Raw genomic sequence first — 24,742 nt, 5'->3', positions numbered from 1 at the left:
CAAAGTATTAGCAAAGTGAGGCCATGGTTTTATACCAAAAGATAACCACTCTATGTTTATAAACTTTTCAAAAATGCATGGTTTAGGCAACGACTTTGTGGTGATAGATAATGTCACCCAAAATGTGTTTTTGTCTCGAGACCAAATTAAGAAGTTAGCAGATCGCCACTTTGGAATTGGCTTTGATCAGCTGTTGATGGTTGAAGCGCCTTATTCCCCGGACTTAGATTTTCATTATCGTATTTTCAATGCCGATGGTAACGAAGTTGAGCAATGTGGTAACGGTGCTCGCTGTTTTGCTCGCTTTGTCCGCATGAAGGGCTTAACGAACAAACACAAGGTTTGTGTCTCAACAAAGGGCGGCAATATCACCCTGTATACCGAAAAAGACGGCCAAGTTACCGTGAATATGGGCAAACCGAACTTTAACCCACAAGCCATTCCGTTTCGTGCAAACAAACAAGAAAACACCTATATTTTAAGAGCCGACGAACATACGGTGTTTTGTAGCGCGGTTTCTATGGGCAATCCTCATGGCGTGATTATTGTCGATAGTGTAGAAACCGCTGAGGTAGCTACACTTGGGCCACTCCTTGAACACCATGAACGTTTCCCACAAAAGGCCAATATTGGCTTTATGGAAGTAGTTTCTCGTGAATACGTTAAGCTACGTGTTTGGGAGCGCGGCGCTGGCGAAACGCTTGCCTGTGGCACAGGAGCATGTGCTGCCGTAGTTGCAGGCATAATGCAAGGCAAGTTAGAAGAAACCGTTAGGGTCGACCTACCAGGTGGCAGTCTTCAAGTGCGTTGGGGCGGTCAAGGTCAAGTAGTGAAAATGACCGGACCGGCGGAGCATGTTTTTGATGGGCAAATCGCAATATGACCATAAAAGAAGCAAATTCAACTGAACAATTAGTCATTGAGTACCTGCGCAAGCATCCTGATTTTTTGCTCAGGCACCCTTATGTGCTATTGGATTTGCAGCTACACCACCAGCAGCAAGGGCTCCCAAACCTTGCTTTGCACCAACAGCGGATGCTCCGCGACGAAGTCAACTCGCTACAGCAGCAGATCAAAGATATGGTCCATTATGCAAAAGCCAACGAGCTGGTTTTCAAGCAATTGAGTGAATGCCAATTGGCTATCATGCGTTGTACTGAGTTGAGTGCAATCAATCATACGTTAGCACAGCGCTTTGAGGACCACCCGGACATCCAAGCATGTAAACTCATCAACATCGATGATACGCTTTTGGAACTAGTGTCAGCTAAACTGAGCAGTAACAACTGCTACTTAGGACGACTCAGTCCGTCACAAGCTGAACTCTTGTTTGCCGATATTGAAGTAGGATCGGTAGCACTTTACCGCGTTGATGCGTCAGACAAAGGTCGCTTTATTCTGGCCTTTGCCAGCCGCTCACCAGAACACTTTTCGCCACAACACGACAATATGTTGATCACGGCTTTTATTCAAACATTATCGCTTAAGCTCGAAGCGCTGGCATGAGCCTAACACCACTATCGGAAGATTGGACGCAACCAGTAACCGCCTTTATGGCACACTTGCGCCACGAAAAGCACTACTCAGAACATACACTAACCCAATACAACACTCAGCTTATTCAAGCAGCGCAGTATTTTTGTGACCACGCCTCTTCTTGGCTAGAAGTCAGTGGCGAGCAAATTCGCCGCTACAGCATGAAGCTTCGCGGTCAAAATTACAGCCCAAGAACTATCAACCTTAAGCTCAGTTGTATTCGGAGCTTATATAAATTTCTCAAGCTCAAGTCACAATCACAACAGGCTGTCGTCAATCCCGCACAAGGGATCCGAGGGCCTAAGTTTCAAAAGCCACTCCCAAAGAACCTTGATGTTGACCAAATGGGGCAACTTCTGGAAATTCAGGCAGATGATGCGCTTGCCATTCGTGATAAAGCCATGATGGAATTAATGTACTCTAGTGGTTTGCGATTAAGCGAGTTGGTTGGCGCAAACCTATTGGATGTCAAAGACGGTGAAATACGCGTGCTTGGTAAAGGCGGTAAGGAGCGCGTTGTGCCTGTCGGCGGTAAAGCGCTAAACGCACTAGCTGATTGGCTCAAAATAAGGCCGCAATTTGCAACGTTGGAAGAACCTGCGCTTTTTGTGAGCAAATTAAAGCGCCGGATCAGTCCTCGCCATGTCCGCGCAAGAATGAAAGAATGGGGTCTGAAACAAGGGGTTAGTACACCTATTCATCCCCATAAACTGAGGCACTCGTTCGCCAGCCACATGCTAGAATCCAGCGGTGACTTGCGCGCGGTACAAGAGATGCTTGGACATGCCAGCTTATCAGCCACTCAGGTCTACACCCATTTAGATTTTCAACATTTGGCAAAAGTGTATGATAGCGCTCACCCAAGAGCGAAAAAGCAAAAAGACGAGTAACAATGCGATTCAATAAGCCCATTTCAGACATTGCCGCCATCAGTTTTGATTTAGACGATACGCTATACGATAACAGGCCTGTTATCATTGCGGCTGTTAACGCCATGACAGCGCACCTGAATACTATTCCCGGGTGGCAAGCGAAAGGGGGATCATTCTGGTCTCAATGTCGAAACGAAACACTCAAACAAAACAGTGCGCTTGCAGAAGATGTGACAAAGTGGCGTCAAGTGGCACTTGAATGGGGCTTCACGGCACTGGGCTTTGATACCGCAACAAGTAAACAGCACGCACTACGTGCCTACCAAGCCTTTGCCGATGCCCGCAGTAATATCACGGTCAGCGACGCCGTCATCAGCCTGCTTGCTCAGTTACGCAGTCAATATCACATCATTGCTATCACTAATGGTAATGTCGAGATAGATAAATTTAATCTTCGCGATAGTTTTGATTTAGTGCTTCGCGCCGGAATTGATGGCCGCGCCAAACCTCACCCTGAGCTTTACCAGCTTGCCTGCCAGCATTTTAACCTTGCACCACATCAACTTCTGCATGTTGGCGATAGCTTAGATACCGATGTGCAAGGAGCACACCGTGCCGGCTGCCCTAGTGTTTGGCTTCGCAATCAATTTGCGCCATACCAGTACAAAGGATTGGCTAATGTGGAAATCGATGACATACAAATGTTAAAAAAGATGATGTAATGTTTCCTTTCATGCGGTTGCATTCGGTGCTTGAATAACGTACTAATATTGACTTCCAAAAAACGATAATAATGGAAGTGAAATATGTCATCACAGGACACAACAAGTGATACAGGCTTTTTTGGTCATCCAAAAGGCCTACAGACTTTGTTTCTCACCGAGATGTGGGAACGAATGAGTTATTATGGCATGCGTGCCATGTTAGTACTTTTCATGACGGCCACCTTACAGCAAGAAGGCCTTGGCTTCACCGTTGCCTCCGCTGCCGCAATATATGGCCTCTATACTGGCTCGGTTTATTTCTTAGGTCTACCGGGAGGTTGGATAGCAGACCGTTTATTGGGTGGCCAACGTGCGGTTTGGTACGGCGGCATTATCATCATGTGCGGCCACATCATTCTTGCCATCCCAAGTCAATTTTCCTTTTTTGTTGGCCTTATCTTTGTTGCCAGTGGCACTGGTTTATTAAAACCCAATATTAGCGCTATGGTTGGCCAGCTTTATAACGATGAAGATAACCGCCGCGATAGTGGTTACGCGATTTACTATATGGGGATCAACCTAGGGTCTGTGATCGGCTATGCGGTATGTGGCTACTTTATGGAAAACGTTGGTTGGCATTGGGCCTTTGGTGCAGCCGCGGTGGGCATGGCAATCGGTTTAGTCAATTATCGCCTAACAGACAAACACATCGCTACCGTTGGCAATGCGCCAACTAACCCAATGACGGGGAGTCAAAGTACTAAAGCTTGGGGTGCGATTGTTTTAGTCATTGCGGCTGTTGCAGCAATAACGGCAGCGGCGTTTGCAGGTGTTTTTGTGATAAACCCCGTAGAGCTCGCAAAATATGTCGCGATAGCTTTTACTGTCACTTTCTTTTTGTATTACGGTTATATCTACTTTGGCGGTAATCTTGATGCCGATGAAAAGCGCCGGATGTGGGCACTCTTTTTGGTTTGCGTTGCGTCCACTTGTTTTTGGTCTGGTTTTGAACAAGCAGGCTCATCGCTTAATCTATTTGCCCGCGATTACACCGACAGATTAATCGGCAGTTTTAGTATTCCAACCGCTTGGTTCCAATCGGCCAACGCTTTTTTCATTATCGTGTTATCCCCTTTCTTTGCTGCGCTTTGGATTAACTTAGCTAAGCGCATGATCACGCCAACCTATAGCGTGAAATGTGCGATTGGCCTTATCATCATGGCGAGCGGATTTATTGTGATGTTTTTCGCTTCCCAATATGCAGCTCAAGGCCTACAAGTAGCACCAATGTGGTTGATCACCACTTACTTTCTGCACACCGTGGGTGAACTTTGTTTAAGCCCAGTGGCGTTGAGCGCAGTAAGTAAGTTATCTCCCAAACGTTTTGCTGGGCAAATGATGGGGGTTTTCGTACTCACCTACTCCATTGGTAATATCTTCTCGGGTCTGCTCGCTGGTAGCTTTGATCCTAATAATATCGAAGACTTACCAAATCTATACCTACAAATTGCGCTATTTACTATCGGTATTGGTGTATTTGTCGGTGTACTTGGTCTAAAAACCAAGCATTGGGAAAAGCAATCTGAAAAGCCGCTCACAGAGCAAACGGCTTAAATGAATTGAAGATGTAGGAGTGATGGCTTCTACATCTTCTCAAACTCAGCAGAAACAAGCTGGCCGTCATAAGATTTGAAGTGGCCAACCCAATCAGAGTTTACTACTTCTATCATGCCATATAGATTTTCAATCGAGCCTATTTGAGATGCGCGACTTTCAGGGTCAAGATAATTTACCCCATAGAATTGCCAAGGAGTAAGTACATTCGATATCACGCTCAATCCAGATAAATTAGCATTGCTTAACGACCAACTCTCTAGCAGCTTAATTCCTATCACTCGGCCAAATTGGCTTTGTTCAATTAACTGATTACACCCGGTGTAAAATAGCGTTTGTTTATCTATGCCACGCCATTGCATTAAGCCGCCCTGATGCTTTGTAATAAAAGCTTTGATGTCTTCTTGACCACTCCAGCATGCAGGAGCAATTGGTTTCGCAATCTCTGTTTTGCCTATGGTTAGGGCAGATAGTTTGGTCTTCGGATCGGTAGTATATCTTCCCTCGACAAAAAACTTAATGTCAGGAAACTTTTCCTTAAGTGCAGAAACTGTCATCTCATCCAAGTCACGGTTTGCAATTTGAGTTTGCTGGTGACTTAGTGGTGTCGCAAGATCAACATCATAAATATCAATTAGATTTGCAAGACTGATAGGAAGAAGATTGAATGCATATTGGTACCCGACGAGCTTATCATGTTCAAATAAAAACGCGTTATTGCGACCAATAAATGCAAACTTTTGATAAGCATTAATAGGCCATTGCATCGTAAAACGGCCTATTTTTTCTTCCGCTTGTGAAAAAGAGTCTCCGAGCTTAATACCAAATACTTGGTCCGTAGTAACAGAAGTATCAAGTACCTCTGTTAGCTTTGGCTTGAGTCGACTTTTGTTCGGATCAATCGTTGTGTTATAAGTAATTGAATGGGTCGTTGGTTTGGATGAAAAAACAGCACCAGATATCAGCTCAGTGTTTTTTGCTGTAAGTACTTCAGTATAATGACAAGATAAAACGGGCTGAGCTACAACTTTCCCGGATACAACAGCTCTTTTCGACCACCCATCAGCCGTTCTTTTGAATGAAGCATTTTTAATAATTATACCTTTCTCAAACGCTTTAGCTTCTTCAGATAACGCGTCAAATAGTGACAATCTAACATCGTCAAACAGCGCTGTGACAACATCCGATAACTCACCATTACTCGCCTCTTGTCCCCCCAACAAACGCATTGACTTTGAGCTTTGCTTGTATATTTCAATGGGCGCTTTACTTTCATCAATGACACAATCACTATTTTTCGCAAATATTTGGGTCGCACTCACTTGCACACTCACCGCAAACAAACCAGCTAGCAAAATATTTTTTTTCATTTTATTGTCCCTTTTTTAGCCTTATCTCAACCTTAGCGTAATCCGATACAAATCTGTAGTTTTTCTTCCGACTTTGCTACTGTACTGACTCTTTAAAAAAGGATGCTGTTATCTATGTCTAAAGTCATGATCACTGGTGCAACGGGCTTGCTTGGCCGCGCACTTTGCCAAGAGCTAAGTAGTACCCACGAGATTTTAGGATGTGGCTTTAGCCGAGCAGCCGCGCCACTTCACAAACTTGACTTGGCTGACCACAGTTCGGTTTTAGATTTCTTAGATAATCACGGGCCAGAGATACTTATTCACGCAGCAGCAGAGCGCAGGCCAGAACAATGTGAGCGAGACCAAGCGGCGACGCTTGCGCTCAATGTTGCGGCAACCGAGTTCTTAGCCCAAGCCTGCCGCGAAAGAGATATTCGATTTTTCTTTATTAGTACTGACTATGTGTTTGACGGCACCTCAGCACCTTATGTTGAAACAGATATCACTAATCCTGTGAACTTCTACGGCCAAACCAAGCAAGCTGCGGAGCGCGCGATCCTCGCAGACAGCGCATCACATACCATAGTACGAGTGCCTGTATTATACGGCGAGGTAAAAACGCTGGAAGAATCTGCGGTAACCATTATTGCAAAACAGCTGTTAGCCAACCCCGCTTCAAGTCACGATAATTGGGCCATTCGCTACCCCACCCATGTTAATGATATTGCACTAACGCTCAAAGATGTTATCGCACAGCCTAGCCTTGGTGGGATTATTCATATCAGTGGCAATCAAGCATTCACTAAGTATGAAATGGCGCAGGTCATGGCGCAGGCTTTGCGGCTACCGACCCAGGATCTCATGCCGCTGAGCCAACCGAGTGACGATGCCACAAGGCCACAAAATTGCGCTCTAAAAGACACTAGATTGATTAACATGGGGATCGCCCACCACCGCGATTTTGCAACTGCGGTGAGTGAAGTGCTCACAAAACACAGATAACTTTTAAAACAGGTTATTACGACCAAAGGGCACTTCTAATGTATTGTCATTGGCTGATACTGGGTGCCCTACCATCTCGTCATAAGCGCTTTGATGCCTAATCACCATTTCCATGTAGCTAATATCAAGCAGGCGTTTTTGAATTTGCAGCGGGTTATGTGCTTTTAAAAACTCGCCATTTTCTTCCGTGACATAATATTCCACATTATTAATAAGCACACTGACTTGATAAAGCGCTAAATCGATGGAATGCACTATTACCTTTTGCAGCGGTTGATGTTGTTTTAACTTTGAAAACACAATGGCCATTGATATTCCCCATGCATAGATCCAAACAGTCTGTTGCCCTACAATACGCGCTGTTATCTCTTTTTGATCATGTGAATGTCTATGTCCTATCCGATGCGTTTGGCCAAATATCTCAGCCACTGCGGTGTTTGCTCTAGGCGACAAGCGTCTCGCTTAATTGATAGCGCAAGAGTGACCGTAAATGGCCGCTTGGCAAACCATATAGATCACATCAATTTGACCGATTGCATTATGGTCGATGGTGAACCGGTCGCGCCGCCACAAGCGAGAAGACTCTTTGTTTACCATAAACCCGTGGGTATAGACTGCAAAGTGAATCCAGATGACCCTGCGAGTATCTACCATGTACTACCAAAATCGTGTCGTGTGTATCCAATAGGTCGGTTAGACAAAGACAGCAGGGGGCTACTACTACTCACCAATGATGGGGCACTGTGTCAGCAGTTAATCCACCCTGACCATCATCAAGAGAAAGAATATGAGGTGCAAGTTGACAAGCCTCTAGACCCAGATTTTTGCCTTAAAATGGCAGCCGGCGTGCCAGTGAAGGGCCAAATAACCCTCCCCTGTACCGTTGAGCAAATCGCACATGACCGCTTTAGAATAGTGTTACGCCAAGGACTCAATCGCCAGATCAGAAGAATGGCACATTACTGTGGTTATCGGGTTATCGACTTATACCGAGTGCGTATCGCAAACTTAGCATTGACACAGCTAGAGGTTAACTCCGCTGAAGTGAAAGAGATTTCAGCAGAGTTAATTCAGTTGACCTAAGTGTAGAGTCACGCAAAGGACGACTATAAACCACACACCACAATAATGGCGATAGCACAGCCGAGTCCTAGCGCCCAGACAATGGAGCGCAGCACGTCAATATTCGCCCAATACAGCACACAATATAATGCTCGAGCGACAATATGGCCTATCGCTAGCCATTCGACTAGAGGAGTGTAGGTTTGGGTGCCAAACGCAACGGCCAAGGCGACAGCAAACACGGCTAATGACTCAAAACAGTTTTGATGTGCGGCCAGCGCTCTTGCCCCCAGCCCAGTTAGTTTCTTTTGCTGTTCACGCGGGTGCTTGTTGTCGTAGCCCCCTTCTTTATTCATCGCCACTGCCACAGGGATTTTGGCAAAATAAGGTAGTAAGATGGCAAGAATTGCACAGATGATTAGTATACCCACAAGATACTCCTTCAACCTTTTGATTATTCAACTCAGTAGAGCAGAATAGCGTTAAAAAGAAAAGCCATAAGTGAATACGTAATACCCTAACCTATGGCCCAATCTTGTAGCATCGACGTTAATCATATCGTGATACTGAAAATTGAACATGTGGCAAATTGTCGCAGTACGCCAACCACAAGAATGCTTCCGTAGCACCTTGAATACACATTGAATTATTTTCACTATCACGATAATTCATTTATTCAGACTCGCTCCTATCCGGTATGCTGATACACATTCGAGCATTGTAGAGTCACCTCTCATGTGGATTTTGTTCACCTTACTAGCTGCTTTTTCTCAGGCTTGGCGAAATGCTTTTCAAAGCAAATTGAGTGAAAGCGCCTCCACAGCCAGCGTCACCTTAGCAAGATTTATTTTAGCCAGCCCACTTGCGGGGCTATATCTTTGGAGCCTTTATCAGATCGCTCCTGCAGAATCGCTCATCATTAACGATGACTTTTTAGCCTTTGTGCTGGGTGCCAGTGTCATGCAAATCATCGCGACGGGGTTAATGGTGGTGCTATTTAAGCAAAATAATTACGCCATAGGCGCTGGACTTGCGAAGAGTGAGGCACTCGTGGCGGCAATTTTGGGCGTACTCTTTTTTGGCTCAAGCTTAACTTTACTCGGTTGGTTTGGTGTCTTTATCGGTGCTATCGCGGTGTTGTTATTGAGCGGTTTTAGTCTGCGTGCTTTCAATGGTAAAACTGCACTAGTGGGACTTGCCTGTGGAACAAGCTTCGCGCTTACTTCTCTTTGGGTGCGTGAAGCCAGTATCGCATCGGGCTTACCTTTCCCCCACAGTGCAGCCTGGGTGTTATTATTAGTGCTGGTTTGCCAAACTGTGATGTTGAGTATGTATTTGACAATGCGCGAACCACACTCTTGGCGCGTGCTGTGGCAACGCCGCAAACTGACGCTGGCAATTAGTATTAGCAGTTGCATCGGTTCTATAGGTTGGTTTAGCGCAATGAGCCTTGAGCATGTCGCCTACGTGAAAACACTCGGCCAAATCGAAGTGTTTTTCACTTTGCTTATCTCATTCTTGTGGCTCAAAGCACCAGTAAAGAAGCGCGACTCAATGGGACTCTTACTCATCGCCGTCGCGGCTATTTTGGTTATGCTAACTTAAGTACCACAACCCCACTGATGATAAGTAACACGCCCAAGTAGCGCATAAAACTACTTGGGTCACCGTAGAAAAAGATACCCACTAAGAATGTGCCTGCCGCGCCAATACCCGTCCACACCGCATACGAGGTACCCAATGGAATTTGCTTTTGCGCCAGCCATAACATCCAGCCGCTCAAGGCCATAAAACCAACTGCTATCACTATGCCTAGCCAACGAGTATCGGCTTGTTGCGCCATTTTCAGACCAACGGGCCAACCTATTTCAAACAGGCCAGCCATAATTAAATAAACCCACGCCATACTATTTTTGTTTCAACTCCACAGAATACAGGTCTTTTCTTCGGTCTCGTAAATTACGCACCGTTCCTTCACTATGCAATATTTTGAGTTTATCTAAATCTAAGTCACTAAATAACAGCATTTCCGTATTTGGTGTTGCTTCATTGAGCGCGGCATCATGAGGAAAAGCAAAGTCCGATGGCGTCAACACCGCTGACTGCGCGTACTGCACATCTAGGCTTTCTACCTGTGGTAGGTTACCAACGCTTCCTGCGATAACCACGTAGCATTCGTTTTCAACCGCACGGGCCTGCGCGCAGTGCCTCACCCTTAAATAGCTATTTTTCGTGTCAGTCCAAAATGGTACAAACAAAATATCCAGCCCTTTTTCAGCCATGATCCGCGATAGCTCTGGAAACTCCACGTCGTAGCATACTTGGATCCCTACTCGGCCCGCGTCCGTATCGAACACTTCAATTTTATCACCGCCTTTGATAACCCAATCATAGTCTTCGTGAGGGGTGATATGAATTTTACGTTGTTCATCCACTTTGCCAGAGCGATGACACAAGTAACTGACGTTATAGAGCTTGTCGCCCTCAAGTAGCGGCATAGAGCCCGTGATAATATTGGCATTGTACTCAATCGCCATTTGCGACATAGCGGCTCTAAACTGCTCGGTATACGTCGCCAATGCACGAATTGCTTCGGTCTGATTTCTATAGCTTCCGAGCCCCATTAGTGGCGCGTTAAAAAACTCAGGGAAAAGGATAAAGTCACTTTGGTAATCCGAGACCGTGTCCACAAAATACTCTACCTGCTTCATTAGCTCCTCTACCGATTCCACCCGGCGCATCTGCCACTGCACGGCCCCCACTCTGACGATGGTTTTCTTGCTTTCGATCACGGTATCGGTTGGCTCGAAGAGAATGTTATTCCACTCAAGTAGGGTCGCATAGCCTTCGGAGTCCTGATCTTCCGGCAGATATTGCTTAAGCAATCGCTTTACTTGGAAGTCGTTGGCAAGTTGGAAGCTTAGAATGGGGTCGTGTAATTCTTTATGGTCGACTTTGTTTATATACTCCATTGGCGACATACTGCCACGGAATTGCTTATAAAGCGGAATACGACCACCCGCTAAAATCGCGCGTAAGTTGTACTGACGACAAAGCTCTTTACGAGCATCATACAGCCGTCGACCAAGACGTAGACCACGATGGCTTTTGGCTATCACTACGTCCAGCCCATACAGCGCATCAGCATTACTATCACTAAAAATTCGGCTATGCGCGTCAACAATGTCTTCATAGGTATGCGGGTTAGAAAAGGTTTGATAGTCAACTTGAACACTCAGCGCGATACCGACGAGACGCTCACCGTCTTTGACACCGATCTGCCCCTCAGGAAACTGGTCAATCAACCTAAATATCGTATGACTAGGCCACGCACCACCGAGATCAGGATAGGCTTCATCCATTAATGATTTAACCTGATCGTAGTCAGACTTTTCTAGGTTACATAGCGTGATCCGCGCTTTTTCTACAGACATATCAACTCCAAAGCTTTTATTATCTAACCTGAGGTTTGGATAAAGAATGTTCCAACTCATTGTTGCTAAAGCACAACTTAGTTTTTTCCTTGTCTAGCCAGAGAGTTTTAGGGAAAACAAGGCGAATTTACGCGCCAATAGCTGGCTATTGGAAGTGAATTCAACGCAGTTAGCACTAAAACTGGCTGCTAGAAAGGCATTAATTATCCACAGCTCAGGTTATCTACCTATCTCTCACTCTACTACAGCCAACCTTGCTGGATGCTGAGCGAATAACCTGAGCTTAGGTCAAATAGACGGCAAATCACAATAGAGCTTCTATACTTATTTTATTGTGAATACCACAAGAGCTTACGTTTGACTAAATACCACCCTTATAGCAAACCAGACCAAGTAGAAGCATTAAAATTTGCATTATTACGACGTGTGGCCGCGTATTGCATGTGGCTACACGCAGGCCTCATTGGTGTCTTTTGGCATTTAGAGGTGAACATACTTGCTTTGGTAAACGTGGGTAGTGTGCTGATGTGGTACGCTGGCATTAAACTCATTGATGCGAGTAAACCCTCGATTGCACTGCGGGTTTTCTGCCTTGAAGTCGCCATACATGCGACGCTGGTGTGTGCCTATCTCGGCATGTCACTCGGGTTTCAGTACTATCTCTGGACAGTGTCTTGCCTCATGTTGTTAGATTACCAACTCAGGTTACGTAATGCCGTGATTTATTCCGTTGTGTTGATCACGCTTTTCGCAGTCTTAGAATTATTGTTTGGTGATGTTGCCTATCAATATCGCTATCAACAGTTAATTCCCTATGTCCATTTTGCCAATGTGCTCATATGTGGTATTCCAATGATCTACACAATCAGCCACATACGTAAAATGACAGTGCAACAAAGAGACAAATTAGAAGAACTCGCTGCACACGATCCGCTCACACAAATGTTCAACCGTCGCTATGCGCGCGAGTTAATCACCCATGCTAAAGAAAACTGTATCTCCACTCACTCTCCTTTATGTTTGGTGATGGCGGATATCGACCACTTTAAAAAAATCAATGACACCTTTGGCCATGACAAAGGAGATCAAATTTTAAAAAGTGTGGCCGAAACAATCAAAGCACATATTCACCCTGCAGACATTGCAGTTCGTTGGGGTGGTGAAGAGTTTTTAATCGTGCTCGCGCCTTGCTCTAGTGGAGAAGCAATGCAGCGCATGGAAAAACTACGACGAGCCGTCGAGACCACCAGTTTTGAAAACGACATTCTTAAAGTCACCATGAGTTTTGGCGTTGCAAATTGGGATCCTAGCCAAACTTTTGAGGTCGTCATTCAACACGCGGATGCCGCACTTTACGACAGCAAACATTCAGGTCGTAACCGTGTTACCGCAGCACCGATTTTGCGTGTATCGGAGGGTGTAAGTTAATCCCCTCCGATACGTTCAGTGCAAAGCATTACTTAGGTGAAATGACTATCTGGTGAGTTAATTCACCAGGTAGCAAAGGGGTATTCTCCCCTTCGGCATAATCTGCAAATCCAGATCGATAAAACGGTGATAACGGATGTCCACTTTGGCCACCAGCAACCGTTAAAATTGCATTTTGTAAATGACCTGGTTGTGCGATAAAGCGTTGCGATGCGCCGAATGATTTACCCTGCACCGCAGGCATAAAGGTATCACCAAAAGCTTGTGCGGTTGGCATATCTAACAAACCACTCAGCATTGGCATTTGTTTTGAAAAAGGATGCTGCACCTTGAGTGCATTAACATCCCCCCAGCGCCAAGCGGCCATATTACTGCCATATCTTTCGCTAAGTTGCTGCTTGGCAAGCTTGTAAGCAGCCAACTCTAACTCAACCCAAGAACCATGCTCGCCCAACCAACTATTTGGCTGCTCGGTTAAGAGCTGCCAGAGTCCGGACTCAAGATAACGCTTAACCGGCTTCAGCGACAATTTTTGCGTGTTTAAGTGCTGCTCCAAGGGGGCGAAAAGAGTGTCGATCAGTGCGTTGCGGTAGGCTTTCACTAAGGTGTAACCGACTGAATCGGCACAAGCACAAGCCTGCCAGTCATTAAGGAGCGACATATCATTTTCAAAAGATGCGGAATGTTGGTTTTGCAATAGAGATACTAAGTGCTCGTGCCACGGGGCTAAAAACTTGGCGCGATTGTCCAATTGCAGCTGATAGAAATCCGCTTCCGTAAATTGTTGCTGACCTAACAGTCCATCGCGGATCTGCACGGCACGTGCACCTAACGCATAGCCGCCATCACCAAACCTTTGATTATCTGCAACTGAAACCACGCGAGAGTTAGCCGTCCACAATTTACCATTTTCAGGGTTTTGCACAACCGGGCGAACTTGTTCGTTGTTCTGCCACGCTTGCTCATATTGCTCTGTATTCAACGCCGTGTCATGAGCTATTTTACGTGCAGGAATAGCCCCCATCGGCGTCCAAGCAGCTGCCCCTTTACTGTCTACCACCATCAAGTTTTGTACAGGGATCCCTACCGTTTTGGCATGCTCTGTTGCTTGCTGAACTTCGGTTAATCGCTCAAGTTGCACAAGCTCTAAGTTTACGGCATAGGGTTGATGAGCAACCCAACTCAGCGCTAGCTTCTTATGTCCAAGTTGTTTAACGGGACCAAATGTACTCATTTCCAATTTATAGGAATGGCTTTTGCCATCAGGCAATTTAATTTCTTCAGCAATGAACTGCGTCTTGGCGTCTGCGTCAAGCTCAATCCAATCGGCTGTATCTAAATAACCATTGGTGAATCCCCACGCTATGCGATTATTGCTTCCAACCACAATGGCTGGAGCGCCTGGTAACGACACCCCAGTTACCTGAATTGCATGGCCCTGATCCTGATAATTAAGCTGGGCACGATACCAAATCGACGGCACATTTAAGCCAAGGTGCATATCGTCGGATAACATTGCCGAACCTGTCTTTGTAAGCGCACCTGTTACGGCCCAATTATTACTGCCGTAAAGCGGCACATCAGCAATATGTGATGGCTGAGCTTGCACGATTTGTTGCTGTAATACAGGAATAGTAACTGGCGATGCCGTAAGTACACTGCTATCCAAAGCAGCCTGATATTGACTAGGCTGCAAGATAAAATCGAGCATATCTTGACCATATTGCTGCTTAAGCGCAATTAGGGTTTCATCGCGCTCATAAGTACCTGCTTGCAAGTCTAGATACATGCTAAAAATAGTGAGTAAGCTGTCTTCTGGCTGCCATGGTGCAGGAGTTGCACCTAGAAGCAGGTATTCAAAACTGGTGAAGCCAGATTGTACTCGCCCATCGTTCACCCCTTGTGTATAACGCTCAAGGATTTGCCTATGCGCCTCAGGTAAGGACATCACGATAAGCTTTGCCCGTTTTCTGAATTGATGGAATCGCATGCTTTCATCAAGGCCAATGGCCGCCGAGCCAAATAACTCACTCAATTCACCTGCGGCATTGCGACGCAACAGGTCCATTTGGAAAAAGCGGTCCTGACCATGTGCAAAACCCAATCCATACGACGCATCTGCTCGGGTGTCAGCCGACACCACAGCTTGCCCCATAGCATCGCGCGCTACCGTTACTGTATTATCAATCTCCGATGTACTTCCTTTACCATCCAGTGCGGGCAAGCTCAGCGCAAGCAAGCCATATATACTTGCAGTACCAAGCAATACCAGTAACAGCAGAGCGACAACAATTCGTTTAATCCAAGTAAGCATGACCATCCCTTAACAATGTATCTAGCGCTAATTTATGCCTAGAAGATATAGCATGTCATTGGCTAATAAACCAATATTCTCGACTTTGTCACAGTTATAAGACAATCAAGTTAAAGCATTTTATTTTGGTTAATTAGATTTCGCTTTGCGAGGACTGAACTATAGTTAAATCATCGTCTTCAACACAGAAGCACCATGATCTCTGAACTATCGACATCGCCACTTAAATTTCGCTTTGTGAAATATAGCTTCTGGCTTTTGCTAGTCGTGATCATCGCGGTGGCATGGTATGTTGATCAAGTAAACTATCGCCGCTTAATCGCGATAGAAAAGAGCCGCTCGACCGAGGAAGTGAATGTCTACCGCACTAAAATAGAAGGTATTCTGGCAAAAAATGTACAACTTGTCAGAGGACTAGGCATTGCCCTTTCTGGTCAATCCGAACTCTCTCAAGCTCGCTTCGAACAGCTCGCAAAACCCTTATTCGATAGTAGCCAAATCCTTCGAAATATCGGAGCAGCTCCAAATATGCGGCTCGACTATATTTACCCATTGAAGGGCAATGAAAAAGCCATAGGCTTAGACTACCAAACCCATCCGACGCAAAAATACGGCGCATTACTCGCCAAAGAGAGTCGCGAAATCGTGATGGCAGGCCCACTGGAGTTGCTGCAAGGAGGCACAGGTTTAATCGCAAGAGTTCCCGTTTACACTGACAAAACTCACTTCTGGGGATTACTCTCGGTCGTGCTCGATATGGATAGTTTGTATCAACAAGCAAACTTTACCGCGTTAGAAAGTCAATATCTGATCGCGATTCAAGGCGTCGATGGCAAAGGCCGAGATGGAGATTACTTTTATGGCAATAGTAATATTCATTCGCTTGCTCCCATCGCGTTTAGTGTCAACGTGCCCTCCGGTGAATGGGAACTCTACGCCGTGCCTCGTATTGGTTGGCAGCCCGCAGCAACTGCTGTGTGGCCTTTTCGCTTAGCTATCATCGCATTGATTATCATCTTTATTGCCGCATTTATCTTCATCACTCGACTGCTATCGCAACTGCAACGAAATGCTTTGTCACTGACCAATATGGGTATACTCGCAGAAGTTGGTGCATGGGAAATTAACGTCAAAACACGCGATATTATTTGGTCGGACGTCACTCGTAGTATTTTCTGCGTGCCGAGACAATTTCAGCCCACTTGGATGAATACGACAGAGTTTTTCAAAGCAGGTTTGCACAGAAAGCGTTTGCAAGACTGTGTGGATGAACTTATAAAAACAGGCCATGAGTTCGAAGAAGAGTTTATTATCCAAACCCAAAATCTGGACGACTTATGGGTGCTAGTGAAAGCACGCTCTATTCGCAATGGCAAACGCACTAGCCACATTTTTGGTTCCATTCAAAACATCCATAAACGCAAAATCATGGAAATGGAACACGATAAATTCGCCAAGAATAATGAGCTCCTTGCCCATTTGAGCTCTCACGAAGCCATCTTAAATAACCACCTCAACAAAGCACTCACACTCTGTGCAGATACCTGTAGAAAAGGAGTGGAGGTTAATAAAGTGAGCATTTGGCAATTTAATGAGGATAAAAACCAATTGATCCCAGTATGTTTTTCAAATGCAGCGATGGATAACTTAGAGCACTTTCCTCCTTGGCGAAAAGCAATAGCGCCTGCATTCTTTAGTGAAATTGAGAGTGGTCAAATAATTGCGGCGGAACAAGCTGAAAACCACCCTGCAACCATGGCCCTCACTACAACGTACCTTGAACCTTTTGAAATTAAGGCGATGCTTTGCTGCCCCATCAGTCATAAAAACCAAACCTTAGGCGTTCTTTGTGCAGAGTACGATGTTGTAAGTCCAGGTTGGGGTCAAAGCGATCTCCGTTTAATGAAATCTATCGCCGCCATGCTAGGGAGCCTCTTTATCAATAAGGCCCACCAAAAGGCAAAAAATCAAGCCATCATTGATAAAGACTTAGCAGAACAATCCGCTAAAATGAAAGCAGAGTTTTTAGCCAGTATGAGTCATGAAATACGCACTCCACTCAATGGCGTAATGGGTATGGTTGAGCTCGTCATGCACTCACAACTCACTTCGACTCAACACCACCAGCTCTCTTTGGCACATAGTTCAGCGAAGTCCTTGCTTACCATCATTAATGACATTCTCGACTTTTCCAAAATAGAGGCTGGTAAGCTAACGATCGAATTTGTTGAGTTCGACCTGATCGAGATGTTAAGTAATATGCTGTCTGGTTTTGTGCGCGCCGCTGATGCCAACAATAATCGGCTACATATCGATTTATCAGGTATGAAAGTCCATACCGCACAAACAGATCCTAATCGCCTCAAACAAATCCTTAATAATTTGTTAAGCAATGCGATTAAGTTCACCCATGATGGTTCAGTGACATTAAGCTGCCATACCGAACAAACGGGCGATCAAACTCGGTTATGGTGCAGTGTCGAAGATACTGGTATCGGTATTTCAAAGGAAAAGCTCAATAAAGTTTTTGATTCATTTACCCAAGCAGATTTATCAACCACTCGACAATATGGTGGTACTGGGCTTGGCCTCACCATTGCAAAGCAATTGTCTCAATTGCTCGGTGGCGATCTACAAGCATTTAGTAAAGAACACGTTGGCAGCACGTTTTCCTGCAATGTGCTTTTGACAGCAGCTAAACCCATTACCGTACATGAGAAATCAGATAACTCAACGTTATATATATTAAGCGAAATCAATGAAGACTACGGTAAACTACTGAAGCCCTGGCATATCACGTGCTTACACGTGCAGCAACTAGATATGCTCATGACACAACTGCAACAACCATCCTCACATCTTGCTGTTATTTTGGATGCCAAGTTACTCAATGCCACACCGCGGAAAAAACAACAAGCACTCAAAGCGCAGCTAACACAGCAGCAGATCGTACATATGGTTGCCGTTGAAGAGCAAAGTAGCGAAACGCTCTCACTATTTTCCTCCTGTGAGCGGGTATACTATCCCATTACGCCATATGCAGCACTTCAGGTGTTCAACTCTGATTATCAAGATCCAGACAAGCCGACATCCGTCAAAACCGACTCACAGGTCAATGCTGAACCCCTGTTAGCACGCTCAATCTTATTGGTGGAAGATAATCGGATAAACCAAACCGTTGCGATGACGATGTTAGAGCGTTTAGGTGCAAAAGTCGTCTGCCAAGAAAATGGAGAGTTAGCACTTGCACACTTACAATCAACTAACAAACCTTACGATGTAATTCTAATGGATTGTCAAATGCCAGTGATGGACGGTTATCAGGCAGCACAGCAGATCCGCCAAGGTGTTGCCGGAAAAATCCATCAGCATAGCGTGATCGTTGCACTCACCGCCAACGCGATGCAAGGTGATAGAGAAAAATGCCTTAATGCTGGAATGGATGATTACCTCACCAAACCCATTGACTTTGATGAGCTAAAAGCCAAGCTGCTGCAAATAAAACCGCAGCAAACAATGCAAGCACCTTCGTCTACGGCCCAACAAAGTTAGCTCGCACACTTTGCTACAGTAAATATTGGTATTATATTGCTACTATCAAGATGATGTTATACATCTCATCAGCAACAACAAAAATAAGGAAAGTGATGCAATTAGATACTCAAGAGCAACGCGTACTGGGTAGCTTAATCGAAAAGCAAGTCACCACCCCAGAACAATACCCCATGTCACTCAACGGCCTCACCAATGCGTGTAATCAAAAGTCGAATCGCGAGCCGGTGATGGAACTCTCTCAAAATGATGTGCTAGACACACTGACTCGCCTACAAGAAAAACGCTTAATTACCTGCGACGAAGCACTCTCTGGTCGCGTCGACAAGTACAGCCAGCGCTTTTGTAACAGTGATTTTGGCCACCTTAAAGTCAACGCGAAACAAAAAGCGATTATCTGTTTGTTGTTACTGCGTGGACCACAAACTCCAGGTGAACTGCGTACCCGCAGCAACCGCCTCGCAGAGTTCAGCTCCGTACAGGACGTTGAAGCGACATTAAGTGCGATGCAAGAACAGGATTATGTAGTTAAGCTTGCCAGAGAACCTGGAAAACGAGAAAGTCGTTATCAACACTTGTTTGGTGACCAAGTCGTTGAACCAACAGCGCCTGCAGAACCCATAACCTGCACCCAAAATGACAGCGAAATCGAAAGCTTAATTGCCGAGATTGAGCAATTAAAGCAAGAGCTCGCTACCATCAAAGCACATTTAGGGCTTTAAAAAGCGCGTCAGCACCAACATAATAGAAGTTTATCGCCCCGATAGTATTGAGGAACCAGTATGCGTGAAGCAATCATGGCCGAAATGAAAGTTCAGCCAATTATTGACCCGGAATTTGAAGTCAAACGACGTGTCTCATTTTTAAAAGCACGATTACAAGCCTCTGGCTGCTTCACCCTTGTGCTTGGCATAAGCGGAGGAGTTGATTCGTCAACTTGTGGACGTCTATGTCAGCTAGCTATCGATGAACTCAATGCTGAACATGGTACTGGGGCTTATAAATTTATTGCCATGCGCTTGCCGTATGGCGTTCAAGCTGATGAAGATGAAGCGCAACTTGCACTTGAGTTTATCCAACCGAGTCAGCGCTTAACAGTCAACATCAAGCCTGCGGCCGATGCCATGCACGAGCAAGCACTTGCAGCCATGGCGGGTGGAAGCGTGCCACTGCCTTCACAAGCCAGCGTGGATTTTATTAAAGGAAACGTAAAAGCACGCCAGCGCATGGTCGCGCAGTACGAAATAGCAGGCCTGACTCGCGGTTTAGTCGTCGGCACCGATCACAGCGCTGAAAACATCACGGGCTTTTACACCAAGTTTGGTGACGGCGCCTGCGACTTAGCGCCCTTGTTTGGCCTGTCAAAACGCCAAGTTCGCGCACTAGCGGCTTTTCTCGGGGCACCCGCTGGACTAGTACATAAAGTACCGACAGCCGATCTCGAATGCGACCGTCCTGGCCTTTCCGATGAAGAAGCGCTGGGACTAAGCTATGACAATATTGATGACTTCCTTGAAGGCAAGCCTGTTAGCAGTGAAGTAAACGACAAACTTATTGCCATTTATCAGCGCACCCAACACAAGCGTCAACCAATTCCTACGGTATACGACGAACAATAGTATTGTTGGCAGGAGATAACCAGTTATTCATCCTGCCAACCTTAATTTCTCAATTCACAAGGTGATTAACGTATGAGCCCCGCAGCTGCACCTATTTTAATTACTGGTGGCGCACAGCGCATTGGACTTGCTTTGGTGAAACACTTTCTCGCTAAACAGCAAGCCGTCATATTGACGTATCGCACCAAACATCAAGTTATTGATGAACTAGCATCGCTAGGTGCCATTTGTATCAAGGCTGATTTTGACGAGCCAGAAGCAATCACGCAACTCAACAACCAAATTCGTGCCCATACCGACGCACTCAGTGCCATCATCCACAATGCATCGAGCTGGGATTGTGAAGCCAACAACCCTGATTTTTCAGCATTATTCGACAATATGATGCGGATCCACGCTAAAGTCCCCTATTTGATCAATCATGCCTTGAGCGACTTATTGACAGCCAACAATAACGTCAGCGATGTGATCCATATTACAGACTATGTAGTAGAAAAAGGCAGTCCAAAACACATTGCCTATGCCGCTAGTAAAGCTGCATTAGATAACTTAACTCGGTCATTTGCCGCTAAGTTTGCACCTAACATCAAAGTGAATAGCATTGCACCATCTCTTATCATCTTTAATCAAGACGATAGTGACGAGTACAAGGCAAAAACCTTGAAAAAGTCTATTATGGGAATTGAGCCTGGTAGCAAAGAAGTTATCAATAGTGTCGACATGATACTCTCTAGCAACTATATGACAGGACGCACGGTACAAATCGACGGTGGCCGCCATTTGAGGTAACGCATTATGCAAGACAAATTACAACAGAGTTATAAAACAATTATTGACGCCGTGGGTGAAGATGCAGACCGCGAAGGATTATTAGATACGCCAAAGCGCGCAGCGAAAGCGATGGAGTATCTTACTCAGGGCTACCGTCAAACACTGGATGAAATCACCAATAACGCGGTATTCAGCTCGGATGCCGATGATATGGTGCTGGTCCAAGATATAGAGTTGTACTCTATGTGTGAGCATCACCTTCTACCTTTCGTTGGCCGTTGTCACATCGCTTATATACCTGACGGTAAAGTGCTTGGCTTGTCTAAATTTGCCCGCATTGTTGATATGTTTGCCCGACGTTTTCAAATCCAAGAGCAGCTAACTCATCAAATCGCCAAGGCCGTTGAGGAAGTCACCGGCGCAAAAGGCGTTGGCGTGATCGTCGAAGCCAAACACATGTGTATGATGATGCGTGGGGTTGAAAAACAAAACTCTAGTATGCGAACGTCTGTCATGCTTGGTAATTTCAGAAGCGACCCCAAAACCCGCAACGAATTTTTACAGTTAGTGAAAGGATAAGCACGCTATGTCGAATGCCATTATTAAGGTGACGAATTTAAGGCTACGTACCTTTATTGGTTTTAATCCCGAGGAGCGGGAAAAAAAGCAAGATGTCGTGATCAATATTGAAATTCACTACCCAGCGGATACGGCATGTTTAGATCATGATAACGTGGCTCACGCGCTTAACTACAAAACGGTGACCAAAGCTGTCATCACACTGGTAGAAGAAGGGCATTTTTTGTTACTTGAGAAATTAGTGGCTGACATACTTGCTGAATGTCATCAACATCAAGACGTGACGTATGCAAAAGTCACCGTAGATAAACCGCACGCTTTACGGTTTGCTGACTCAGTGTCACTCACGCTTGATTGGTACAGAAGCTAAATTAAGCGATAAGACCCTGATATGCACTTCCTTGCCTTCTGGTATTAAGAAATCACCTGTAAGGCAAGGTAAATCACCAGTGCGTAACGGGCGCCTTTACCGAGCGCGACTAGCACAAAAAACCACCCAAAAGAGGTCCGTAGAGACCCCGCTACCACAGTCAAAGGATCTCCGACTATGGGTAGCCAAGCAAATAGCAATGAAAACTTACCGTAACGATTAAATAGTCCACAAGCCTTATCATATTGCTGTTGAGAAACCGGAAACCAGCGCTTATTCCGCCACTTAGCGATAAACCAGCCAAGATAATAGTTGACACAGCTACCTAGTAAATTACCTGTTGTCGCAGCCAGCCATAACCAAACCAGTTCGCCTTGCTGTTTCACAACGAACCCACTTAGCGCCAGCTCCGACGACGCAGGTAATAAGGTTGCGGCAACAAAAGCAAGCCCAAATAAAAAAAGATAAATCATATCAACGGCTATAAGAAATTGGACTTTAAGAAATCATCTAAGTCGGGCAATATACTGAAATGAGCGCAAGACTTCAAAAACACCGACATGGAATCAAGGGATAGGCATGAAAACAACAATAAAAATGTTACTACTTAGCACCGTACTCGCTACCGGATTAAGCGGCTGCAAGGCCTCTAACGAAGCGCTACCACAAGCAGACGATGGCTATCAGACCTATATCCACACTGGCGACACCTTTAAACATTTGCAATTTACGGATATCAAAAACCAAGCCGTTAGGTTCGATGCTAATCACAAAAAGTTGGTAATTTTATTCGCGACATGGTGCTCCGATTCGCAACGCTTATTGAGTGAACTAAAACAATCTGAATTACTCACCCAAGCCGAGTTAACCATCGTTGCCATTGGTCGAGAAGAAACTAACACTACACTTGAGCAATTCAACGAAACCATGCAATTGCCCATCCATTTTGTTGCCGATCCCAATCGAGATATGTACAACACGTATGCCAATAAAGGCATTCCTAGAGTCATCTTGCTTGATGAACGCAACCAAGTGATACAAACCCTCATCGGTGAGCAACCCAACACCTTATCAAAACTAAACTGGAATTAACGAGGTAACTATATGAATCCAGAAGTCGTTAGCATTCTCACGATGGCCAAAGTTATCCAAACCGCCGTTGCCCCTGTATTTTTAATTACGGGTATTGCTGCGACCTTAGGGGTACTATCAAACCGCTTAGCACGGATCACGGATAGGGCGCGTTTACTCGATCGCAAGATTAATACCACGCAAGATGAAGAACTCAAAATGCACTTTAGCCGTGAAATGCGCGCACTGTTAAAACGGTCTCGTTTTATTCACGTTGCATTTAGCATGAGTGTACTCAGTGCGTTGCTTGTGTGTGCAGTGGTTATGCTGCTGTTCATGTCGCACTTGTACAGTATGCCATTGGGTATTACTTTATCGTCTTGTTTTATCGCGGCTATGGTGCTGCTTATTGGCGCGTTTGTCTCTTTGCTTGGAGAAATCTTTCTGGCCACCCGCAGTATGCGCAGGGGCATGATATTCAAAGACATCGAGAGTTGATTATTTAAAACTAGTTGCTTCCGTCACAGGACACTTATCGCAATTGTTTGATTATATTTGTAATTTACATTGAAAATAGGGAAAAATATTAGGGGTTTACTATGAAGAAACTACTTACCGTCACACTATTTAGCTGTCTTGCAGCAACAGCACAAGCTAACACTATGTTTGAATCGGCTGAAGATGCAATTGAATACCGCCAAGCGTCTTTCCAATTGATCCGTTTCCAGATTGGCAATATGGGCGATATGCTAAAAGGCAAAGTACCATTTGATGCTGAAGTATTTAAGCAACGTGCTCACAATGCTGCGCAATTATCGCAAATGCCTTGGGAAGCATTTATCGACGGTTCTGACAAAGGCAATACTGATGCCCTACCAGCCGTTTGGTCAAACAGAGCTGAGTTCGATGGTAAAGCCAAGCAATTTGCCGAGTATGCTCAAGCACTGGCTGTTGCAGCTGACTCTGGCGACAAAAAGCTGATTGCTTCTGCATTTAAAGATTGGGCAAAAGGCTGTAAAGACTGCCATAAATCTTTTAAAGATTAATACCAATCGTATAAAAACAAAACAGCCGCATATTTGCGGCTGCTTACTATCTGAATATCTCGTCACTTGCTTGGCTATCACCAACGACACAGTAACTCAGACATCGCACTGAGTAACCCACAGTCCTGCTTAATCACACAGCCAAATTGAATTACTGTCAGTGCTAGACTCGTAGATGACGTCTAGTGATCAATCATCAATATAGTCGAAATCATCATCGCCTAGATTTCTACGTAGGCGTTTTTGCTCTAAGTAGTCGTCTAGCTTTCTTTTGACTTTACGCTTTTGCTTGTCATGTTGGTTACGACCCAACTTTTCAAATTCATCGTCTGCAAAATCATCATCAAGCGCATCGTAAGAGAATGTCTTACCCACAACTAACTCCAAAATAAAATAGTCATTAATAAAATGAGAGC

26 protein-coding genes are annotated in these 24,742 nt (G+C 45.2%); 18 read left to right on the top strand and 8 right to left on the bottom strand.

What is annotated here, in order from left to right; translation table 11 throughout:
- The first annotated feature begins 52 nt into the window (after window positions 1-52).
- From dapF to CTT31_RS00380, 5 genes are all read left to right on the top strand, one after another.
- Window positions 53-883: a diaminopimelate epimerase gene (gene dapF / locus CTT31_RS00400; RefSeq protein ID WP_039491011.1), complete on the top strand. Its 831-nt coding sequence runs from the start codon at window positions 53-55 to the stop codon at window positions 881-883.
- Window positions 880-1,506, top strand: a complete 627-nt coding sequence (locus CTT31_RS00395; RefSeq protein WP_130163258.1) for a DUF484 family protein — start codon at window positions 880-882, stop codon at window positions 1,504-1,506. Before dapF ends, CTT31_RS00395 begins: the two co-directional genes overlap by 4 nt.
- A complete protein-coding gene (locus CTT31_RS00390) occupies window positions 1,503-2,426 on the top strand; it encodes a tyrosine recombinase XerC (protein WP_039491009.1) in 924 nt (307 codons plus the stop codon). The genes CTT31_RS00395 and CTT31_RS00390 overlap by 4 nt, the downstream gene beginning before the upstream one ends.
- 2 nt (window positions 2,427-2,428) lie before the next feature.
- Window positions 2,429-3,130, top strand: a complete 702-nt coding sequence (locus tag CTT31_RS00385) for an HAD-IA family hydrolase (protein WP_260491750.1) — start codon at window positions 2,429-2,431, stop codon at window positions 3,128-3,130.
- Window positions 3,131-3,214: 84 nt separating this feature from the next.
- A complete protein-coding gene (locus CTT31_RS00380; protein WP_260491749.1) occupies window positions 3,215-4,726 on the top strand; it encodes a peptide MFS transporter in 1,512 nt (503 codons plus the stop codon).
- A 29-nt stretch (window positions 4,727-4,755) separates the two neighbouring features.
- On the opposite strand, the gene CTT31_RS00375 is transcribed toward CTT31_RS00380, so the two are convergent.
- Entirely contained in the window at window positions 4,756-6,096 is a 1,341-nt protein-coding gene (locus CTT31_RS00375) for a hypothetical protein (RefSeq protein WP_260491748.1), read from the bottom strand.
- A 114-nt stretch (window positions 6,097-6,210) separates the two neighbouring features.
- On the opposite strand from CTT31_RS00375, the gene CTT31_RS00370 reads away from it, so the two are divergent.
- Entirely contained in the window at window positions 6,211-7,080 is an 870-nt protein-coding gene (locus tag CTT31_RS00370) for a dTDP-4-dehydrorhamnose reductase family protein (protein ID WP_260491747.1), read from the top strand.
- 3 nt (window positions 7,081-7,083) lie between these two features.
- Here CTT31_RS00370 and CTT31_RS00365 read toward each other — a convergent pair whose 3' ends face one another.
- Window positions 7,084-7,389 (bottom strand): DUF6482 family protein, encoded by a 306-nt coding sequence (locus CTT31_RS00365; protein WP_260491746.1) that lies wholly within the window; start codon window positions 7,387-7,389, stop codon window positions 7,084-7,086.
- An 81-nt stretch (window positions 7,390-7,470) separates the two neighbouring features.
- On the opposite strand from CTT31_RS00365, the gene CTT31_RS00360 reads away from it, so the two are divergent.
- Window positions 7,471-8,163, top strand: a complete 693-nt coding sequence (locus CTT31_RS00360; protein ID WP_211858965.1) for a pseudouridine synthase — start codon at window positions 7,471-7,473, stop codon at window positions 8,161-8,163.
- 23 nt (window positions 8,164-8,186) lie between these two features.
- On the opposite strand, the gene CTT31_RS00355 is transcribed toward CTT31_RS00360, so the two are convergent.
- Window positions 8,187-8,573 (bottom strand): MAPEG family protein, encoded by a 387-nt coding sequence (locus CTT31_RS00355; RefSeq protein WP_039491002.1) that lies wholly within the window; start codon window positions 8,571-8,573, stop codon window positions 8,187-8,189.
- Window positions 8,574-8,877: 304 nt separating this feature from the next.
- Here CTT31_RS00355 and CTT31_RS00350 point away from each other — a divergent pair, with 304 nt between their 5' ends.
- Window positions 8,878-9,747, top strand: a complete 870-nt coding sequence (locus CTT31_RS00350; protein ID WP_260491745.1) for a DMT family transporter — start codon at window positions 8,878-8,880, stop codon at window positions 9,745-9,747.
- Here CTT31_RS00350 and CTT31_RS00345 read toward each other — a convergent pair.
- Together CTT31_RS00345 and CTT31_RS00340 are read right to left on the bottom strand one after the other, a co-directional pair.
- Window positions 9,734-10,048, bottom strand: coding sequence for a DMT family transporter (locus CTT31_RS00345; protein ID WP_010604216.1), 315 nt, complete (start codon window positions 10,046-10,048; stop codon window positions 9,734-9,736). The two genes, CTT31_RS00350 and CTT31_RS00345, sit on opposite strands and share 14 nt — an antisense overlap.
- Before the next feature lies 1 nt (window position 10,049).
- Window positions 10,050-11,576: a carbon-nitrogen hydrolase family protein gene (locus tag CTT31_RS00340; protein WP_010378119.1), complete on the bottom strand. Its 1,527-nt coding sequence runs from the start codon at window positions 11,574-11,576 to the stop codon at window positions 10,050-10,052.
- Between the two features lie 357 nt (window positions 11,577-11,933).
- Between CTT31_RS00340 and CTT31_RS00335 the strand changes: the two genes are divergently transcribed.
- Window positions 11,934-13,004: a GGDEF domain-containing protein gene (locus CTT31_RS00335; RefSeq protein WP_039490999.1), complete on the top strand. Its 1,071-nt coding sequence runs from the start codon at window positions 11,934-11,936 to the stop codon at window positions 13,002-13,004.
- 28 nt (window positions 13,005-13,032) lie between these two features.
- On the opposite strand, the gene CTT31_RS00330 is transcribed toward CTT31_RS00335, so the two are convergent.
- Window positions 13,033-15,318, bottom strand: a complete 2,286-nt coding sequence (locus CTT31_RS00330; protein WP_260491744.1) for a penicillin acylase family protein — start codon at window positions 15,316-15,318, stop codon at window positions 13,033-13,035.
- A 195-nt stretch (window positions 15,319-15,513) separates the two neighbouring features.
- Here CTT31_RS00330 and CTT31_RS00325 point away from each other — a divergent pair, with 195 nt between their 5' ends.
- From CTT31_RS00325 to folX, 6 genes are all read left to right on the top strand, one after another.
- The gene (locus tag CTT31_RS00325; RefSeq protein ID WP_211858962.1) at window positions 15,514-18,870 is read left to right on the top strand and encodes an ATP-binding protein; all 3,357 of its coding nucleotides are present in this window, start codon (window positions 15,514-15,516) and stop codon (window positions 18,868-18,870) included.
- A gap of 95 nt (window positions 18,871-18,965) precedes the next feature.
- Entirely contained in the window at window positions 18,966-19,592 is a 627-nt protein-coding gene (locus CTT31_RS00320) for a YceH family protein (RefSeq protein WP_211858961.1), read from the top strand.
- Window positions 19,593-19,652: 60 nt separating this feature from the next.
- Complete coding sequence (gene nadE, locus CTT31_RS00315) at window positions 19,653-20,489, top strand: ammonia-dependent NAD(+) synthetase (protein ID WP_039490991.1); 837 nt, start codon at window positions 19,653-19,655, stop codon at window positions 20,487-20,489.
- Window positions 20,490-20,561: 72 nt separating this feature from the next.
- Window positions 20,562-21,278: a dihydromonapterin reductase gene (folM, locus tag CTT31_RS00310; RefSeq protein WP_211858960.1), complete on the top strand. Its 717-nt coding sequence runs from the start codon at window positions 20,562-20,564 to the stop codon at window positions 21,276-21,278.
- Window positions 21,279-21,284: 6 nt separating this feature from the next.
- The gene (folE, locus tag CTT31_RS00305; RefSeq protein ID WP_039490987.1) at window positions 21,285-21,839 is read left to right on the top strand and encodes a GTP cyclohydrolase I FolE; all 555 of its coding nucleotides are present in this window, start codon (window positions 21,285-21,287) and stop codon (window positions 21,837-21,839) included.
- Between the two features lie 7 nt (window positions 21,840-21,846).
- The gene (folX, locus tag CTT31_RS00300) at window positions 21,847-22,209 is read left to right on the top strand and encodes a dihydroneopterin triphosphate 2'-epimerase (protein WP_010378103.1); all 363 of its coding nucleotides are present in this window, start codon (window positions 21,847-21,849) and stop codon (window positions 22,207-22,209) included.
- A gap of 44 nt (window positions 22,210-22,253) precedes the next feature.
- Here the strand turns inward: folX and CTT31_RS00295 are convergent, their stop codons facing one another.
- Window positions 22,254-22,682, bottom strand: a complete 429-nt coding sequence (locus tag CTT31_RS00295; RefSeq protein WP_211858959.1) for a YqaA family protein — start codon at window positions 22,680-22,682, stop codon at window positions 22,254-22,256.
- 106 nt (window positions 22,683-22,788) lie between these two features.
- Here CTT31_RS00295 and CTT31_RS00290 point away from each other — a divergent pair, with 106 nt between their 5' ends.
- The 3 genes from CTT31_RS00290 to CTT31_RS00280 all read left to right on the top strand — a co-directional run bounded on the left by CTT31_RS00290 (window position 22,789) and on the right by CTT31_RS00280 (window position 24,326).
- Window positions 22,789-23,301, top strand: a complete 513-nt coding sequence (locus tag CTT31_RS00290; protein ID WP_211858958.1) for a TlpA family protein disulfide reductase — start codon at window positions 22,789-22,791, stop codon at window positions 23,299-23,301.
- A 12-nt stretch (window positions 23,302-23,313) separates the two neighbouring features.
- Window positions 23,314-23,778, top strand: coding sequence for a DUF2721 domain-containing protein (locus CTT31_RS00285; protein ID WP_017219384.1), 465 nt, complete (start codon window positions 23,314-23,316; stop codon window positions 23,776-23,778).
- A gap of 101 nt (window positions 23,779-23,879) precedes the next feature.
- On the top strand, window positions 23,880-24,326 hold the full coding sequence (locus tag CTT31_RS00280) for a c-type cytochrome (RefSeq protein WP_010378096.1): 447 nt from the start codon (window positions 23,880-23,882) through the stop codon (window positions 24,324-24,326).
- Window positions 24,327-24,515: 189 nt separating this feature from the next.
- Here the strand turns inward: CTT31_RS00280 and CTT31_RS00275 are convergent, their stop codons facing one another.
- Window positions 24,516-24,701: a PA3496 family putative envelope integrity protein gene (locus CTT31_RS00275; RefSeq protein WP_010604204.1), complete on the bottom strand. Its 186-nt coding sequence runs from the start codon at window positions 24,699-24,701 to the stop codon at window positions 24,516-24,518.
- Window positions 24,702-24,742: the final 41 nt, after the last annotated feature.

It is taken from the genome of Pseudoalteromonas maricaloris (genome assembly GCF_024746855.1).
In the GTDB taxonomy this organism is placed as follows: domain Bacteria; phylum Pseudomonadota; class Gammaproteobacteria; order Enterobacterales; family Alteromonadaceae; genus Pseudoalteromonas; species Pseudoalteromonas maricaloris.
This window is presented reverse-complemented; position numbering and strand designations above follow the sequence as displayed.

Bases quoted from the DNA above. Each gene is read 5' to 3' on its own strand.
- CTT31_RS00385 (WP_260491750.1), top strand. From the start codon at position 2,429: ATGCGATTCAATAAGCCCATTTCAGACATTGCCGCCATCAGTTTTGAT.
- CTT31_RS00285 (WP_017219384.1), top strand. From the start codon at position 23,314: ATGAATCCAGAAGTCGTTAGCATTCTCACGATGGCCAAAGTTATCCAA.
- dapF (WP_039491011.1), top strand. From the start codon at position 53: ATGTTTATAAACTTTTCAAAAATGCATGGTTTAGGCAACGACTTTGTG.
- CTT31_RS00330 (WP_260491744.1), bottom strand. From the start codon at position 15,318: ATGCTTACTTGGATTAAACGAATTGTTGTCGCTCTGCTGTTACTGGTA.
- CTT31_RS00295 (WP_211858959.1), bottom strand. From the start codon at position 22,682: ATGATTTATCTTTTTTTATTTGGGCTTGCTTTTGTTGCCGCAACCTTA.
- CTT31_RS00360 (WP_211858965.1), top strand. From the start codon at position 7,471: ATGTCCTATCCGATGCGTTTGGCCAAATATCTCAGCCACTGCGGTGTT.
- CTT31_RS00345 (WP_010604216.1), bottom strand. From the start codon at position 10,048: ATGGCGTGGGTTTATTTAATTATGGCTGGCCTGTTTGAAATAGGTTGG.
- CTT31_RS00325 (WP_211858962.1), top strand. From the start codon at position 15,514: ATGATCTCTGAACTATCGACATCGCCACTTAAATTTCGCTTTGTGAAA.
- CTT31_RS00350 (WP_260491745.1), top strand. From the start codon at position 8,878: ATGTGGATTTTGTTCACCTTACTAGCTGCTTTTTCTCAGGCTTGGCGA.
- CTT31_RS00380 (WP_260491749.1), top strand. From the start codon at position 3,215: ATGTCATCACAGGACACAACAAGTGATACAGGCTTTTTTGGTCATCCA.
- folX (WP_010378103.1), top strand. From the start codon at position 21,847: ATGTCGAATGCCATTATTAAGGTGACGAATTTAAGGCTACGTACCTTT.
- folE (WP_039490987.1), top strand. From the start codon at position 21,285: ATGCAAGACAAATTACAACAGAGTTATAAAACAATTATTGACGCCGTG.
- nadE (WP_039490991.1), top strand. From the start codon at position 19,653: ATGCGTGAAGCAATCATGGCCGAAATGAAAGTTCAGCCAATTATTGAC.
- CTT31_RS00280 (WP_010378096.1), top strand. From the start codon at position 23,880: ATGAAGAAACTACTTACCGTCACACTATTTAGCTGTCTTGCAGCAACA.
- CTT31_RS00370 (WP_260491747.1), top strand. From the start codon at position 6,211: ATGTCTAAAGTCATGATCACTGGTGCAACGGGCTTGCTTGGCCGCGCA.
- CTT31_RS00340 (WP_010378119.1), bottom strand. From the start codon at position 11,576: ATGTCTGTAGAAAAAGCGCGGATCACGCTATGTAACCTAGAAAAGTCT.
- CTT31_RS00395 (WP_130163258.1), top strand. From the start codon at position 880: ATGACCATAAAAGAAGCAAATTCAACTGAACAATTAGTCATTGAGTAC.
- CTT31_RS00290 (WP_211858958.1), top strand. From the start codon at position 22,789: ATGAAAACAACAATAAAAATGTTACTACTTAGCACCGTACTCGCTACC.
- CTT31_RS00320 (WP_211858961.1), top strand. From the start codon at position 18,966: ATGCAATTAGATACTCAAGAGCAACGCGTACTGGGTAGCTTAATCGAA.
- CTT31_RS00365 (WP_260491746.1), bottom strand. From the start codon at position 7,389: ATGGCCATTGTGTTTTCAAAGTTAAAACAACATCAACCGCTGCAAAAG.
- folM (WP_211858960.1), top strand. From the start codon at position 20,562: ATGAGCCCCGCAGCTGCACCTATTTTAATTACTGGTGGCGCACAGCGC.
- CTT31_RS00375 (WP_260491748.1), bottom strand. From the start codon at position 6,096: ATGAAAAAAAATATTTTGCTAGCTGGTTTGTTTGCGGTGAGTGTGCAA.
- CTT31_RS00390 (WP_039491009.1), top strand. From the start codon at position 1,503: ATGAGCCTAACACCACTATCGGAAGATTGGACGCAACCAGTAACCGCC.